Below are 16,596 nucleotides of genomic sequence, written 5' to 3'. Positions count from 1 at the left end.
TTGTGATGGGTGTACGATAACCTTTTTTGTCATAAAATAGATATGCAAAAATTAATTGGACCCTTTTCACAGGTAATCACTTTAGCAGGGCTTCCTTTAAAAGGAAGTATTGAAGATGAGCAATTGGAGATCATCGAAAATGCAGGTGTAAGTATTGATGAAAATGGTAATATCATCGAGGTGAAAGCGTTTACTTCATTTAATCACAGTGATTTTGATGAAGTAGAACATATCGATCAAGCATCGGTTTTATTGCCCGGCTTTGTAGATTGTCATACCCATATTTGCTGGGGAGGCAATAGAGCAAGAGATTATGCAATGAGAGTGGCAGGGAAGCCTTATCTTGAAATTGCGAAAGCAGGTGGAGGAATTCAAGATTCTATGAGGAAGACGAGAGGAGCTTCTGAAGAAGAATTAATAGATGTAACAGTAGAAAGAGCCAATCGTCATTTCTCAAGAGGGGTAACTACTATAGAGGTGAAAAGTGGTTATGCACTCGATATTGATAACGAACTAAAGATGCTTCGTGCAATTAAGAAAGCAAACGGTCAAACATCACCTGAGTTGGTATCTACGTGTTTAGCTGCCCATATGAAGCCAAAGGATTTTGAAGGCTCATCAATCGAGTATTTAGATCGAGCATTGAATGAGCTTCTTCCTCAGATTAAAGAAGAAAACTTGAGTAATCGAGTGGATATTTTTACAGAAGAGACCGCTTTCAATGTAGAAGAATCAACATACTATCTTGAGAAAGCAAAAGCAATGGGTTTTGAGATTACTGTTCATGCAGATCAATTTTCTACTGGAGGATCTGAAATGGCAGTAAAATTAGGGGCGTTATCTGCAGAACACTTAGAATCAAGTACAGATAAAGAAGTTGATTTATTAGCAAATTCAGATACAGTGGCTACAGTGCTTCCTGGTGCGTCATTAGGGTTGGGTATGCAATATCCACCGACAAGAAAGTTATTAGATGCAGGAGCGTGTGTTGCTATCGCATCCGATTGGAATCCAGGTTCTGCTCCAATGGGCGATATGTTGACTCAAGGTGCTTTGCTAGGTGCAATGGAAAAACTTTCTACTGCAGAAGTTTTCGCTGGGATGACATTTAGATCTGCAAAAGCCTTAAACTTAACAGATAGAGGTCAATTAGTTCAAGGGAAATTAGCTGATATGCAGGCTTATCCTTGTGATGATTATAGAGAGATTTTATACAATCAAGGAATGCTTCCGCCATATAAAGTTTGGAAACAAGGGAGATAGTCCATAAAAAAGCTGTTGTTTTTTCAACAGCTTTTTTTGTGTCAAACATTTACTTATCTTGACCGCCTAATAACATTTTTCTATTCATTGAATACTACTTTTTATTGCTACTAATGAATTACTCTAAAACATTTAAGGACCTCGATGGCCCTAAAGGAAAGCCTTTTGTTGGAAATATTTTTGATCTTGAAAAAGAAAGATTACACCTTCAATATGAAGATTGGTCTAGGATTTATGGTAAAATGTATAACCTTAAATTTTTGTCCACTAATGTAACAGTATGCACTGACCCGGACATAAATGCTTACATTTTAAAAAATAGACCTACAAAATTTAGACGATTAAAAAAATTAGCTGATGTTATCAATGAGGTAGGGGTTGAAGGCGTATTTACTGCAGAAGCTGACTCTTGGAGGAAACAAAGAAAAGTAACACAAAAGGCATTAGATAAAAGACATATCAAGACATTTTTTCCAAAAATACTCTTAGTTGCATCTAGATTAGAAAATTATTGGAACGAACAGTTGAAGATAAAAAAATCACACGAAGATCTTCCTAAAGACTTTATTCGTGCAACAGTTGATGTTACGACAAATCTTGCTTTCGGTTATGATATGAATACGGTTGAAAATCTTGAAAATATCACGCAAAAACATGTTGAAAAGATTTTCCCAAAGATGAATCAAAGAGTAAATTCACCAATACCCTTTTATAAATACTTTAAATCAAAATCAGATAAAGAATTTGATGAGTCAATGAGTTACTTGAGAGAGATGTTAGGTGAAATCATCAAAATAACGAAGGAAAAGTTAAATGATCAGCCTGAATTAATAGAACAGCCTACCAACTTTTTGGAAGCAATGATTGCTTCACAGGAAAAAGATAATCCTTTTACATGGGATGAAATTTTTGGTAATTTATATACCATGTTATTGGCTGGAGAAGATACTACTTCTAACACATTAACTTGGACCTCTTATTTTTTATCAAAGTACCCTGATGTTCAGAATAAAATTCGAGAAGAAATTGCACTTACTCTACCAAATGGAGAGATGAATGATATCGATCAATTGAAAAATCTTCGTTATGTAAATGCAGTTATGAAAGAAGTGGCACGATTAAAACCCGTTACGCCAAATTTATATATGCAAGCCAATGAAGATATTGTCATTAATGATATACTCTTCCCAAAAGGGCATTTCTTTATCACACAGCTTAGTTTTGCATCAAGATCTGAAGAATTCTTTGAAGATGCTTTAGAATTTAAACCTGAAAGATGGTTAACTGAACCATCTGTTAATAAAGTTTGTCCATTTAGTGGGCACATGAAACCAGATGCTGCCAAGCCATTTGGAGGTGGTCCAAGGTTATGCCCCGGGAAATACTTGGCAGAAGTCGAATTTGCCGTATTCCTGGTAACACTCATGAAGAATTTCGAATTAGGTTTTGCTCAAAGTGAAGACAAGGTAGAAGAAGAATTTGCCTTTACTATGGTTCCTAAGAATCTGCACATTGTTATCAAAAAAATAAAAACGCCACAAATCTTACGAATCAAGAATTGGATAATACTAACACTAATTATAATTATTCTTAGATATTAACTTAATCATTAAAAATGTTGTTAATGCCTGAAATTAAGGTCAATAAAAAAATCAGTAAGAATTGTTAATACTTCTGCCCAATTTTTTTTGATTTTTATTAGAAAGATTGTAGTTTGAATTGTTAATATTGCGGTCAGTTAATATTAATGATCATTGAAGCTACGCCTTCTCAATACAAAATATGAGCAAAATTAAATCGTTCGACTTGTCAAATGTCAAGTTGTCTCAATTAGTAATACATAAAGTAGGTAATAAAACACAAGAAGAGCCCATCGAACTTTCAGAGTTTGAAATAGAACTCGAAAACTTTAGTCCATTATACAAATCAGTAATGGATTACTTCTTGAGGTCATTTAAGCCAGGACCAATGTATCATTTTGCTACTCCAGAAGGGAAAGAAAACATTTCTGAAAATGAAATGTATTCTGCTGCAGACGCAATGTTTGTCAATCCTTTTGAGCAGTTTATGGCTAGGTCTAGAGAAATGTCAGAATTATTATACGAAGCATCTACTCATCCTAGAATTAAAGGAGGAGAGTTGTTTGTCGCTCATTTAAAGGATTGTGTTGTAGACGGTGACTTAGTGGATGCCATTGGTCTATTCAAAGCAGAACATAAGGAATTATTCCTACAAGTAGGTGATAAGACTGATGTTGGAAACTTTGAATTGCAACAAAACGAAGGTGTAAGTGTAAAGAAACTGGATAAAGGTTGTTTGATTTTCCAATGCGAGCAAGAGAAAGGTTTTAAAGTGATGTTGAAAGACAGTCCTACAAAATCTGTTGAAGCGCTCTATTGGAAAGAATCATATTTGCAGCTTAAACCAAGAGAGGATAATTACTTCCATACACAAAATTACATGGAATTGACAAAAGGTTTTGTTGAGGAAGTGTTTAATGAAGAGCACGCTGTAGAAAAGCCAGCTCAAATTGACTTGTTAAACAGAAGTGTAAAATTCTTTTCTGAAAAAGAAGATTTCAATGTCGTTGATTTTGAAAATAACGTAATCGAGGAGCCAGAAGTAATTGAGGCATTCAACGAATACAAGGTAGATTTCCAAGAAAAGAAGGAAGTACCACTTTTTGATGAATTTAAAGTTTCTAAGGAAGCAGTAAAAAAATCAAAAAAAGAATTTAAAAGTTTAATAAAATTAGATAAGAAAATAAGTATTACTGTCTCTGGTAATGAACAAAATATAGAAAAAGGTTTTGACACAGAGAGAAATATGAATTACTACATGATCTATTTTAATGAAGAAGAATAAACAATATTGGTTAGATTCTTTTCCCGTTAAATAATATTAAGAGGATTAACCAATGTTATAATTCATTATATAAAACCATTAAAAGAGATGTGCGTATATCTATAAGGTAATACAAGATACATCATTTAATAACACAAAATATCATTAATAATATAATACTATGGATGCAGTAAAGATTCTTCTTGTTGAGGATGATAGAATCATAGCCTCACTTGTTAAAAAGTACTTAGATATCAGAGGTTACGCAGTGAACCACGCTGAAGACGGTGTAGAGGGTATGAAAGAATATGATAAAGCAGATTACGATCTGATTATCATGGACGTTATGATGCCTCATAAAGATGGTTATACTTTAGCTGAAGAAATCAGAGCAAAAGATCCTTATATTCCAATTCTTTTCATGTCATCAAATAATCTTCCAAAAGATAAAATTAAGGCATTTAGAATTGGTGCAGATGACTATGTAACTAAGCCAGTTAATGTTGAAGAGCTTTTACTTCGTATTGAGGTAATCTTAAAACGTCAAAAATCAGAGCCAAAAGTTGAAGTGGGTACAGAAGATGATCCACACGAAATCAAAATTGGTAACTACATTTTAGACTTCCCTTATCAAAAATTAGCTATCGGTGACGATACACGTAAGTTAACAACTCGTGAAGCAGAACTTTTAAGATTCTTGCACCGTCATAGAAATTCATTAATCAAACGTGAATACATCCTTCAAGAAGTTTGGGGTGATGATGACTACTACAAAGGTCGTTCACTAGATGTATTTATGTCTCGTCTTAGAAAATACCTTAAAGACGATTCAACTATCGAGATCTTGAACGTTCACGGTATTGGATTTAAGTTCTTAGTACAAGACTAAATATTAAAAAAAATATATTTTAAGCCTGATTGCTGTAAAAAGTGATCAGGCTTTTTTTATTTTGCAATATGAAATTAATCGAACTTATTGTTTCAGGAATTCAGATAGATTTAATTCTAATTGATGGACGATCTCAAATTGCTACTGAAAGATTTCTAGCATTAGTAGATTCAGATATCTTTTTAGGTTGGAAAGTGATATATGTTGCCGAGGATAAATTTATTAAAATCGGTCCAGTATCAGATGATGTTTCTTATAACAAAAGGCCGGTGACAAGAGTTGATTACGATGCTCCCTTGCATAAGAATGGTATGTTATCTTTTATTGGGCAAGCTGCAGATCATGTTTCAGATCACTTGATGTTTGTTTTAGATAATAATATTGGGGTGAATTATGACGGGATTTGTGCACCTATTGCTACATTGACGGTTGACCATTACATGAAACTAAAGATGTTGGAAGAAGGAATGTCAATTGAAGAAATTCGAATAAAAGACGTAGAAAAAAGCGAATTATTAGGACGAATCCCTACTTTTATTTGAATTCTCATATTATATCGACCATATTTGTTAATTGAAACAAGACAAACTTTATGGTAACTTTTTTACATTATATGTTGGCCTCCGCTTTTTTATTTAGTATCGGGTTGGCTATTGCTCTAACAAAGAGAAGTGCCATTGTAGCATTAATGGGAGTTGAGCTTATGTTGAATGCAGCAAACATCAATTTGGTTGCCTTTAATATGAAAAATCCTTCTTTAGCCGATGGTCATGTATTTGCAATTTTTGTAATTGTAATTGCAGCAGCAGAAGTATGTGTTGCCTTAGCATTGATCATTAAATTGTTTCAATATTTTAAATCTGTGGATTTACATCAGCTTAATCAGCTGAAAGAAAAATAAATTAGTTCCAAACTGAGCTAACACAATATCGAATTGAACTTTATAGTATTCATAACACTATTAGGATGCATTTCACCCTTACTTGGAATGTTCTTAATCCAACTAATAGGTAAATCAGCACTTGTAGATAAAATAGGCACTACTCTTATTGGAGTAAGTATAGTGTGTCATTTATTTGTGTTTTCAAATGTATGGGTCGGGGAGCCTATTGTCTTAAGTATAGACTGGTTAAAAATCGGTCAGCATCAATTTAACGTAGATTTTAAATGGGATGCACTTACCTCTTTACTTTTAAGTATGGTGAGCGTTATTTCATTATTCGTCCATGTGTTTTCATCCGCTTACATGCAAGGAGATCCTAGTTTGAAGAGATATTACTCTTTATTGGGACTTTTTACCTTCTCAATGTTTGGGGTGTTGATCTCAGATCACCTCATTTTCTTATATCTTTTTTGGGAATTAGTGGGTTTTTGTTCTTATATGCTCATTGGATTTTGGAGAGAGAAACAATTGGCTATTTCTGCAGCTAAAAAAGCATTTGTAGTCAATAGAATAGGTGATGCTGGATTTATGGTAGCATTAGTTGCCTTGTATTCCCAATTTAATACTTTAAGTCTTTCAGAGATTCAAAGTCAATTTGCAGTTTCAGAATTACAGGTCCACCTTTTGATGATTGCTGGGGTAGGTGTAATGTTGGCGGCTATGGGTAAATCTGCTCAAATCCCTTTTGCAGTTTGGCTACCTGATGCCATGCAGGGACCAACTCCAGTTTCAGCTTTAATTCATGCAGCAACCATGGTCGCTGCGGGTATATATTTATTAGTGAGATGTTATTTCTTCTTGCCAGAAGAAATTCTATTATGTATTGCTTTAGTTGGTGGTGTTACAGCATTTGTAGCAGCTTTTGCCGCTCTTACTCAATACGACATCAAACGAATTTTGGCCTTCTCAACAATATCTCAATTAGGTTATATGATGTTGTCGATAGGAGTGGGAGATCCATCTTCATCAGTATATCATCTTATTACACATGCCTTTTTTAAAGCAGGTTTGTTTTTGGGAGCAGGTGCAGTAATTCATAGTATGCATCAAGTTTCTTGTGATATCTGTAAGGGATTTGATCCTCAAGATATTCGATGGATGGGCAATCTTAGAAAGTATATGCCTAAAACATTTATTGGTTTTTCAATATGTTTAGCTGGATTGGCTGGAGTGCCTTTTACAACTGGATTCTTATCAAAAGATGCGATCCTAAACACTGTACTAGCAAGAGGTTTAGAAGATGGAGGTATTTGGATTTTCATTATGATATTAGGGTTTTCAGCTGCAGCCCTTACTTCATTTTATTGTTTAAGAATGTTTTACCATGTCTTCCTAAAAGATTTAGGAATCGCCAACCATAAAGTGTGTAAAGATTGTTTAGTATTGCCAAAAGAGGTAAACAGTAAGATGTATTTGCCTGTGATGATACTAGGATTTTGTACACTTTGGTTTACTATGGTTATCAATCCATTCGAAACTTCACATTCTTGGTTACAAGATGGAATAGGAGTGACACAAATAGATCATCATCAGCACCATACTTTAGCAGTGATATTATCTGTATCTATGTTGATAGTTGGACTAGGTGTAGCCTATTTCATATTTATCTTAGGAAAAGGTATTGCTTTTAAGAAATCATTCAAAGCATCAACTTTATATAAATTATCATACAACTTCTTTTACCTTAATGAACTTTATAAGTTTGGAGCAAAATTGCTGATTAAAACAGGTGAGGGGTTAGATAAAATACCTCATGCTGATGAGTATTTTGTGAATTCTGCTATTGTTACCTCTGAATTTGTTAGAGGATTTGATGATAAAGTAGTTGATTTCTTTGTGAAAGTATTTGCAGTTGGAAATGTGGTGATTGGTCACGTCTTAGCTTGGTTTGATAAAGATATTGTGGACGGTTGTGTAAAACTATTTACTCGTTTTATGCAATTACTTGGTGATGTTTTTAGAAAACCTCAAGGTGAAAGATCTCAGAGTATGATCGCATGGTCTGTGATATTATTAGCCATCATATTAGGTATCCTTATTTAGAAATAACGAAACAAACGTTTATAGATAGATTATGAGTCAATTATTGCTCACTTTATTAGTATTCGTTCCTATTTTAGGAACACTTTTTATTCTCCTACTCCCAAATAGTTTTAAAGATCATTTTGGGAAAATTACTATTGCAATAAATAGTTTTCAGTTAGTGGTAGCTTCTTATATCGTTTTACAATACGAGGGCTTCCATGAAACGATGAATGGCGTATTATCTTTGGATAACTTTCAGTTTTTAGAAAAGTACCAATGGATCGAATTAAATTTGGGAAGTTTTGGTAGACTATCTGCCGAATATCTTCTTGGAGTAGATGGAATTAGTAACTCAATGGTGCTTTTAGCAGCTATAGTGTTATTGATAGGGGCTATATCATCATTAGAGATTAAAAATAAGAGAAGAGGCTTTTATGCTTTATATCTATTGTTGAGTGGAACAATTATGGGTTGTTTCTTAGCATTAGACTTTTTCCTATTCTATTTATTCTTTGAGTTTATGTTACTTCCAATGTACTTCTTAATTGGTATATGGGGTGGTAAGAACAGTGAATATGCATCGATAAAATTCTTTATCTATACTTTAGTTGGATCTATCTTTATCTTGGTCATTATGATTGCTTTAGCAGCATCTGTGATAGACCCTGCAGCAACAGCCGTTCAACTTGGTTTGGTAAGTAATTTAGATCAAGTCACGCCAGATATTATTTCTAAGGTACAGCAAATGCTTATTTCAGGTAATATTGGACAATCTGACTATGTAAGAACGTTTACGTTAGTCCACATGATGGATGCAAAGAACTATATTCCTGATTCCATTTTATCATTAGATTATGGAGCAACACTTTTTGGAACAAATGTTCGTTTTGTCGCCTTTTTAATGGTGTTTATTGGTTTTGCTATCAAATTACCAGTGGTTCCATTACACACTTGGTTACCTGATGCACACGTTGAAGCACCAACTTCTATCTCGGTTGTATTGGCAGGTGTTCTTCTTAAAATTGGTGGTTATGGTATGCTTAGGATTGCTTATTCAGTATTCCCTGATGGAGCACAGTATTTTGCTTGGTGGATTGCCCTCTTTGGAGTCATATCCATTTTATATGGTGCTTTTGTAGCTTTAGGTACCCATAACTTAAAACGTTTGATTGCATACTCATCAGTTTCTCATATGGGATTTGTGATGTTAGGTATTGCTTCTTTAACAGCTGAAGGTGTATCGGGTGCAATGTTCCAAATGTTTTCTCACGGAATTATCTCATCAGCATTGTTCTTAATTGCAGGTGTATTGTATTATAGAACAGGCGATTTAGAAATAGAAAGTTATAGTGGTTTGTCTTCTAAGATGCCAAGGTATACGATGTTGGCAACAATAGCCTTTTTTGCCTCTTTAGGTTTACCTGGCTTCTCAGGTTTTATGGCAGAACTATTTGTATTCTTGGGAGCATTTAATTCCTCAGCAGTCAATCACCTAATCCCTCGTTGGATGACGATTACAGCAGTTTTAGGTTTAGTTCTTAGTGCAGCTTATTACTTATGGGCAATGCAAAGAATTTTCCTTGGTAAATATTTTATCAAAAATAAGTCTTGGGAAGAGAAATTAGGAGATCTTACCTCAAGAGAATTATTGATGCTAGCACCATTGGCTATAATGACACTTCTATTAGGTATCTATCCGAAACTATTAATCAACTTAATTGAAGGATCAATTACAGAATTAGTGGAGTTTGCCAACTTTGTTGGTGCAGATTATATTAAAACAATAATAGGGGGATAACGATGGAGTTAGAATTATCAGGGAAACTAGATATTATTTTAAAAAGTTTACCTTTTTTAAAGTCTGAAATATGGATAGTACTATTGATCATAGGATGTATCATTATTGATTTACTTCCTTCAAATTTCAATAGGAGAAACCTTTATTTAGTGGCTTTATTAGGGGTTTGTCTTGATATAATTGTATTGTTATTCTTTGTTGATGCTAACAGTTCTACTTTTACATCTTTTACAATAGTCAATTCTGCTTGGACCGTTAAAACAAGAGTTTTATTGGATGTTTGTAGTATCTTATTTTATTACTTTTTATGGAGTAATAAGACGAAATACGATGATCATAATCAAAAAGTGTCAGGCGAATCAGAATGGGTGGCTTTGAGCCTTGGAATGTTATTGGGAGGTCATACATTAATAGTATCGAATGATTTTATTTTTGCCATTTTAGCATTGGAATTGATTTCCTTACCCTCTTACATTCTTACGGCATTCAAAAACAATAAAGTATGCACAGAAGCTGCGATTAAATATTTCCTATTTGGTGCAGTATCTACAGCTATCACTATTTATGGTGTTTCCTTAATCTATGGTATTTCATCAGCCATAGATTTGGTTTCATTACAAAATCCGCCTGTTCAAAACTCCTTGTTGTATTCAATAGGATTAATATTAATTACCATTGGATTTTTGTTTAAACTCGCTGGATTCCCAATGCATATTTGGGTACCAGATGTTTATGAAACTGCTCCTATTGAAGCTGTTGCTCTATTTTCTACCTTACCAAAGGTAGCAGCAGCTGTATTTTTATTCCGTTTTTTCGAAAATATCGATATTACTCAGAACAACTTCCTAAGTTATTTTATCTTGATTACAGCCATTGCTTCAATGTTTGTTGGTAATCTTTCTGCCTTATATCAAAAAGGTCTTAGAAGATTGATGGGGTATAGTTCTATTGCACATGCTGGTTTTATTTTAATTGCTTGTCTTAATACGCAAGAGATTTCATACAACGCATTATTTTATTTCTTGTGTACTTATGTGATCGCAAATTTTGCCTTCTTCTTTTTTATTAATGAAATCGAAGTTCAAAAAGGTAACGATTATATTACTTCACTTAAGGGTACAGGTTGGACGAATAGTTCTCTAGCATGGGGGCCTGCTATAGTTGTTGTCGTCATATCATTAATCGGTTTACCACCAGCAGCAGGTTTTACAGCAAAATTATTGATTTTTACTTCGCTTTGGGAGGTATATCAAATGAATGGTGATACATTTTATATGATCGTCATGATGCTTGGTCTTTTAAATACAGCCATTTCAATTGCCTATTATATTAAAATTCCATTTTCAATTTATTACAGAAAAGGTAGTTCTGAATTAGCAATTTCTTCTCTAAGTAAACCTATAATTTTTATTTTAGGCTTAGGTTTGTTTATATTGTTTGTAGCTCCTGCTATATTATTATAATTACACAAACAACACAGCTATGACTGATATATGGTCTTCCATATTTTTAGTATCTATTTTCTTATTATTGGCACTTCTAATTTTTCATCAATATAGAATCATAAAAAAGATGAAGTTTGAGTCTGATAATACCGTAAATAGGGATTATAAGATGCTCAATCTTTTGATGGAACATTCTCCTGATGTAATTTTTTCAGTTGATCAAAATTTTAATTACCTCGCTTTTAATAATTCACACTTTAAGACCATGAAAAATTCTTATGGTGTAAAGATAGAATTGGGTAAAAATATTCTTGATTACATGAGGGTGAAAGATGATGATGATAATGCAAAAAAAGACATTCAGAGAGCATTAAATGGTGAATCATTTTCTATTATAAGAACATATGGAGATGAAGATCATAAAAGGTCACATTTTGAGGCTACCTATACACCTATAAAGGTAGACGAGACGGTAAGAGGTGCAGCCGTTTTTGTAAGAGATGTCACAGAACAACATTTATCAAACTTAAACATTCAACGTTCTGAACGAAAGTATAAGTTGTTATTCCATTATAACTTTTTGGGTACATTAATCATGAAAGATGGTGTAATTAATGATGCGAATGATAAAGCAGAGAGCTTTCTTGGAATGGAAACCCACGAATTAGTAGGTAATACGCTTTCGGATTTATTTCAGATTCAAAGTGATGCTACAGTTGAAGATCAAATCAAAGAATTTTTTACTACCTATATCCACCCAAGTGGTGAGAAGTTATATTTTGTCATTAGAGAACAAACAGTATTTGATTTTAAAGAAAATCATCAAACGGTTTTTATCGAAAATGTTACAAGTAAATACAAAGCAGAACAAGAATTAATTAAAGTCAATCTGCAAAGACAAGTATTAATTGAATCGGCAAAAAGTTATATCTTTTCAATTAATACAGACTTTAAAATTGAGACCTTCAATACTAAATTTAAAGAATTATTAGAGGAACAATTGAATGTGCAATTAAGTCCCAATATGAATTTGAAGTCTTTTGATCATGTAAAACATTTAAACTTTTATATTGAGCAAATTCAAATTGCAATTGAGACGAAGAAACTTCACGAAGTAGAATATGAAATATCAAATAATTTAATTCTACAATCTGCCATATCTCCTTTATTGGATAAAGAAAACAACGTTTCTGGTGTAGCAGTTTACAGTATTGATATTACAGAAGAAATCACTCAGAGAAGAGAAATTAATTTACTTAATACTTCATTAGAACAAAAGGTAAGGGAGAGAACTTCTGAATTAGAAGAACAGAGGTTGAAGCTCGATTTAGCCATGAATGCCGCAAAAATTGCCGCCTGGTCTTACATTGAGGGTATTGGTTTTGAATGGGATGATAAGTTCTCAGAAGTTTTAGGTTTTGTTCATGGAGTAGAATATGCTAATTTCAATAATATTATTGATATAGTTTTAGATGAGGATAAGAAAAGAGTTCTTGATATTGTAAGTCAAATACGAAATAAAAAGATAGAGGAGTTTGATTTGACTGTAAAAATTGATCACCCAGAAAAAGGTGAGCAATATATTCAATTATATGGAAGATCATCGAATAATGATCGCTATGAAATGTATGGTGTATCTTGGAATATTACTGAACAGAAGAACTCCGAATTTGAACTAGAAAAGGCCAAAGAAGAAGCAGAAAAATCGAATCAAGCTAAATCGATGTTCTTAGCAAATATGTCACATGAAATTCGCTCACCTTTAAATGCAATCATCGGATTTAGTAATATACTTTTTAAGAAATCAGAAACATTACAACTTTCTGATGAATACCTTGAACAGTTGAAATATATCTACCTCAATGGAGAATATTTATCAGAACTAATCAATAACCTTTTGGATTTATCTAAAATTGATGCTGGCAAACTATCAGTTTATCTGGAGGATATTGATATAAGAGATCTTATCAATATGGTTGTTAAAATTCATGAAGTAACAGCCAATGAACGATCTATCAAAATTCATCTTCACATAGATGAGAATATTCCAGAAAAAGTTCTTTTAGATTCAACGAAAAGTAGACAGATTCTAACCAATCTACTTTCTAATGCTATCAAGTTTTCTAAAAAAGACACTTCAATATTTGTGGATATTGTTAGAAGTGAAGAACAGATTCTTATTCAAGTAAAAGATCAAGGTATAGGTATACCGAAAGATAAATTAAATCTAATATTTGATTCATTTGAACAGGGTGATAACTCTGTCACTAGAAAGTTTGGAGGAACAGGTTTGGGGCTGGCGATTACTAAGAAATTAGCAAGCATGATGAAAGGTAGAGTAGAGGTCTACAGTGAAGAAAATATTGGGACCACTTTTTCTGTGTACTTACCTTTAAAAGTAAATCAGTCTAAAATTGCTCATCAGTCTAATGTAGCCAAAGAAGAACAAGATTATAATTTTAATTTTGATGTTTTGGTTGTAGAAGACAATAAGATGAATCAAATGATGATGTCGGCACTTCTTAATCAACTTAAAGTAAATATAGCTATTGCTAATAATGGAGAAGAAGCTATTAATATGATACAGAAGAAATCTTTCGACTTAATTTTGATGGATTTACACATGCCTATTCTTGGTGGGATTGATGCTACTAAAATCATACGATTTGAATTAGGACTACTTGATGTCCCTATCGTAGCTTTAACAGCAGATACTTATTGGGATAAAAGGTTTGATGCATTCTCTGCAGGCATGAACGATTATTTGACAAAACCTTTAAGTAGGCCATCGTTAATTCATATTCTTGATAAATACTTGTTGGATAATGAAAATAAAGAGATGAAATACCTCGATCCAATAAAGCATAAGGAAATCATTAAAGAATTAAAAGAGATAACGATTACAAAATCTCAAAATGATAATGAAAAACTTCGTAGACTAAGATCTTTACGTCATCTGCTTCAGGATTACGATACTGGTTTTGTAGAATACATAGATTTTGTAACAAGTGCAATAGCTAATAATAAGGAGATTGAAATATTCTAATATCAAAAAAATAAAAAAGCTCGGAAATTAAATCCGAGCTTTCTTTTTTATTTGAAAAATATGGAATCTGTTTTTACTTCTGCTTCCAATTGATGTAGAATTGAATACAATCCGAAATATGTACGATTCAAATACAAACCATCTCTTATACCTCTTGGTTTTTTAGATTTCCTCAAGATATTCTGGTTTTCCTGATTTTCTGCTAAAGCTTGAATTTCTTCAAAATAGGCAGCCTCTCCAAAATCAAAAGTATCATGATGGAAAGGTCTAGCCAAAATGCTTATCATAGATTTAAATAACTGATCAAGGTACTGTTTGTCAGACTCAGAATCGTCATCATATATAAATCGCATACTAGCAAAAACTGACTTCCTTTTTTCTTCATTGTTCATGTTTTCAGGAATCATCAGATCGAAATAATTTCTGTAAAAATCTGATGGTATTTCTTTAACACAACCAAAGTCAATAATTCCCAAAAGGCCATCTTCTGAAATAATGAAATTACCGGGGTGAGGATCTGCATGTACTTCTTTTAGTTGATGTACTTGGAAGTCGTAAAAGTCCCACAAAGCCTGACCAACCTTATTTCTAATTTCCTGTGATGGATTCGTTTCTAAAAATTCATTTAAGTGTTTTCCTTCCAACCAATCCATAGTTAAGATTTTCTGTGAAGAATACTCTTTATAATAGTTGGGGAAATAAATATTTTTGATGTGCTTACAAGCTTCAGTAATTTTTTGTGATCTCTGTAATTCAAGTTCGTAATCAGTTTCAGAAAGTAGCATCACTTCAACTTCTTTCATATAATGATTTACATCTTGTTCGTTAAGACCCATCATACGAACAGCAATGGGTTTTACTAATTTCAAATCTGAACTAACACTTTCAGCGACTCCAGGATATTGGACTTTTACTGCGTATTTTTTTCCGTCTTTTACGGCAAGGTGAACTTGTCCAATACTCGCTGCATTAACTGCTTCTTTTGTGAATGTATCAAATAGTTCGTAGGGCGCTTTTCCAAAGGATTTTATAAAAGTTTTATTGACTAATGGTAACGAAAGAGGTGGGGCAGAATATTGCGACATCTGAAATTTCTCAATATATGCCTGAGGTAACATATTCTTATCCATACTCATCATTTGAGCAACTTTTAAGGCACTTCCTTTCAGTTCACTCAAAGCTTCGTACACATCAGTAGCGTTTTCTTTGTGTAATTCTTCTTTGCCTGAATAATCGTTATCGAGAACTGTTTTTGCGTAATGTTTGATATAATTCGTACTCACTTTAGCACCTACCTTCACAAAACGAGACACTCTCTGAACTTTGGAAGATGGTATAGTCTTTTGGATTTTCTTATCGATTTCGGTCATAATTATTTTTGGAATATAAATTTAGCGAGTTGAAAAGCCGAATCTGCAAAGTTTGGACCAATGAGATCCATAATTAAATGCACACTTTTTTCTACTGCTTCATCGGTGTTTTCTTTTTCATTTGATGAGTCTTCTGTCCAATATTTTGTGATTAAGAAGAATTGAGTCAACATCACATTAATGTAATAATCTTGTACAAATACTCTGTCTTCGATCTCACCACTTGATAAGCCTTCTTGTATCAATTGGTTAAAATATGGTGATATAGTATCAACAATATTTTCTCTTCGATCGTTTATCTCCTTTAACTCAAATAATGAGTGAATGTTTGATGAGAACGTAAAGAATTTATCATATTGATTTAAACATACAGTGTAATTAAAGAAAAAAGATAACAGTTTCTCTCTGATAGAATACTCTCCAAAATTGGGATCGGTACTCGCGTTATGATAAGCTTTGTGAATCGTGTTGTTCCAAATATTATTTTCTAAAGTGATGAGTGAATAATTTGTCAAATTAATAGAATCATCAACTTCTATTTCTTGAGATTTAATTAACTCATTTATATTATTTGGCCTTTTAGAATTAGACGAAATATAGTTGATATAAGATATTTCAATCTTTTTTTCAAATTTCTCCATGAGACTTTAGGTATTTTAATTAATAGATGTTAATTTCATTCTCGAAGTTTGTTTGTTAGTTTAGTTTATTAAAGTGGAAGGAACCTCTGATTTTCGGGGGTTTCTTTTTTTATGTAAACTAATCAAGATCATAATTGTTAAAATTGTACTTAATAGAGAATGATATTTATTTCATTATCACCTTAATAAAATTAAGATATAGTTTTAAATCATAGCGACTAAAATGGTAGAAATTTATCAAACAAGTTGAATTTTTTTAAGTTTTACTAAATCACAGATAATTGAATCAAGTAATAATATTAGAATTCTATAACATTAGAAAATTTTAATTT

General features: G+C 32.7%; 12 protein-coding genes. 10 read left to right on the top strand and 2 right to left on the bottom strand.

Annotated elements, in window-relative coordinates:
• Positions 1-42: 42 nt before the first annotated feature.
• The 10 genes from hutI to MY04_RS07040 all read left to right on the top strand — a co-directional run bounded on the left by hutI (position 43) and on the right by MY04_RS07040 (position 14,253).
• Positions 43-1,263, top strand: a complete 1,221-nt coding sequence (gene hutI / locus MY04_RS07085; protein ID WP_066208053.1) for an imidazolonepropionase — start codon at positions 43-45, stop codon at positions 1,261-1,263.
• A gap of 113 nt (positions 1,264-1,376) precedes the next feature.
• A complete protein-coding gene (locus tag MY04_RS07080) occupies positions 1,377-2,864 on the top strand; it encodes a cytochrome P450 (RefSeq protein ID WP_066208050.1) in 1,488 nt (495 codons plus the stop codon).
• A gap of 181 nt (positions 2,865-3,045) precedes the next feature.
• Positions 3,046-4,128 carry a nucleoid-associated protein gene (locus MY04_RS07075; protein WP_066208048.1) on the top strand — a complete coding sequence of 361 codons (1,083 nt, stop codon included), beginning with the start codon at positions 3,046-3,048 and terminating at the stop codon, positions 4,126-4,128.
• Positions 4,129-4,288: 160 nt separating this feature from the next.
• A complete protein-coding gene (locus MY04_RS07070) occupies positions 4,289-4,996 on the top strand; it encodes a response regulator transcription factor (RefSeq protein WP_066208047.1) in 708 nt (235 codons plus the stop codon).
• 68 nt (positions 4,997-5,064) lie between these two features.
• The gene (locus tag MY04_RS07065) at positions 5,065-5,538 is read left to right on the top strand and encodes a hypothetical protein (RefSeq protein ID WP_066208045.1); all 474 of its coding nucleotides are present in this window, start codon (positions 5,065-5,067) and stop codon (positions 5,536-5,538) included.
• Positions 5,539-5,588: 50 nt separating this feature from the next.
• Positions 5,589-5,897 carry an NADH-quinone oxidoreductase subunit NuoK gene (gene nuoK, locus MY04_RS07060; protein ID WP_066208043.1) on the top strand — a complete coding sequence of 103 codons (309 nt, stop codon included), beginning with the start codon at positions 5,589-5,591 and terminating at the stop codon, positions 5,895-5,897.
• A gap of 33 nt (positions 5,898-5,930) precedes the next feature.
• A complete protein-coding gene (locus MY04_RS07055) occupies positions 5,931-7,982 on the top strand; it encodes an NADH-quinone oxidoreductase subunit 5 family protein (protein ID WP_257794077.1) in 2,052 nt (683 codons plus the stop codon).
• Positions 7,983-8,013: 31 nt separating this feature from the next.
• Complete coding sequence (locus tag MY04_RS07050) at positions 8,014-9,762, top strand: complex I subunit 4 family protein (RefSeq protein ID WP_066208039.1); 1,749 nt, start codon at positions 8,014-8,016, stop codon at positions 9,760-9,762.
• Between the two features lie 2 nt (positions 9,763-9,764).
• Positions 9,765-11,225: an NADH-quinone oxidoreductase subunit N gene (locus tag MY04_RS07045; RefSeq protein ID WP_066208038.1), complete on the top strand. Its 1,461-nt coding sequence runs from the start codon at positions 9,765-9,767 to the stop codon at positions 11,223-11,225.
• A gap of 19 nt (positions 11,226-11,244) precedes the next feature.
• Positions 11,245-14,253: a hybrid sensor histidine kinase/response regulator gene (locus tag MY04_RS07040; protein ID WP_066208036.1), complete on the top strand. Its 3,009-nt coding sequence runs from the start codon at positions 11,245-11,247 to the stop codon at positions 14,251-14,253.
• A gap of 47 nt (positions 14,254-14,300) precedes the next feature.
• On the opposite strand, the gene MY04_RS07035 is transcribed toward MY04_RS07040, so the two are convergent.
• Entirely contained in the window at positions 14,301-15,623 is a 1,323-nt protein-coding gene (locus MY04_RS07035; RefSeq protein ID WP_066208034.1) for an ABC1 kinase family protein, read from the bottom strand.
• A 2-nt stretch (positions 15,624-15,625) separates the two neighbouring features.
• Positions 15,626-16,264 (bottom strand): hypothetical protein, encoded by a 639-nt coding sequence (locus MY04_RS07030; RefSeq protein ID WP_066208033.1) that lies wholly within the window; start codon positions 16,262-16,264, stop codon positions 15,626-15,628.
• Positions 16,265-16,596: the final 332 nt, after the last annotated feature.

The organism is Flammeovirga sp. MY04, from assembly GCF_001682195.2.
Taxonomy (GTDB): Bacteria; Bacteroidota; Bacteroidia; order Cytophagales; family Flammeovirgaceae; genus Flammeovirga; species Flammeovirga yaeyamensis.
The sequence above is the reverse complement of the archived record's forward strand: the minus strand, read 5'-3'. Positions and strand labels throughout refer to the sequence as shown.

What these genes read in the sequence shown, in the direction of transcription:
- MY04_RS07065 (WP_066208045.1), top strand. Translation starts at nt 5,065, where the DNA reads ATGAAATTAATCGAACTTATTGTTTCAGGAATTCAGATAGATTTAATT.
- MY04_RS07045 (WP_066208038.1), top strand. Translation starts at nt 9,765, where the DNA reads ATGGAGTTAGAATTATCAGGGAAACTAGATATTATTTTAAAAAGTTTA.
- MY04_RS07050 (WP_066208039.1), top strand. Translation starts at nt 8,014, where the DNA reads ATGAGTCAATTATTGCTCACTTTATTAGTATTCGTTCCTATTTTAGGA.
- hutI (WP_066208053.1), top strand. Translation starts at nt 43, where the DNA reads ATGCAAAAATTAATTGGACCCTTTTCACAGGTAATCACTTTAGCAGGG.
- nuoK (WP_066208043.1), top strand. Translation starts at nt 5,589, where the DNA reads ATGGTAACTTTTTTACATTATATGTTGGCCTCCGCTTTTTTATTTAGT.
- MY04_RS07070 (WP_066208047.1), top strand. Translation starts at nt 4,289, where the DNA reads ATGGATGCAGTAAAGATTCTTCTTGTTGAGGATGATAGAATCATAGCC.
- MY04_RS07035 (WP_066208034.1), bottom strand. Translation starts at nt 15,623, where the DNA reads ATGACCGAAATCGATAAGAAAATCCAAAAGACTATACCATCTTCCAAA.
- MY04_RS07080 (WP_066208050.1), top strand. Translation starts at nt 1,377, where the DNA reads ATGAATTACTCTAAAACATTTAAGGACCTCGATGGCCCTAAAGGAAAG.
- MY04_RS07075 (WP_066208048.1), top strand. Translation starts at nt 3,046, where the DNA reads ATGAGCAAAATTAAATCGTTCGACTTGTCAAATGTCAAGTTGTCTCAA.
- MY04_RS07040 (WP_066208036.1), top strand. Translation starts at nt 11,245, where the DNA reads ATGACTGATATATGGTCTTCCATATTTTTAGTATCTATTTTCTTATTA.
- MY04_RS07030 (WP_066208033.1), bottom strand. Translation starts at nt 16,264, where the DNA reads ATGGAGAAATTTGAAAAAAAGATTGAAATATCTTATATCAACTATATT.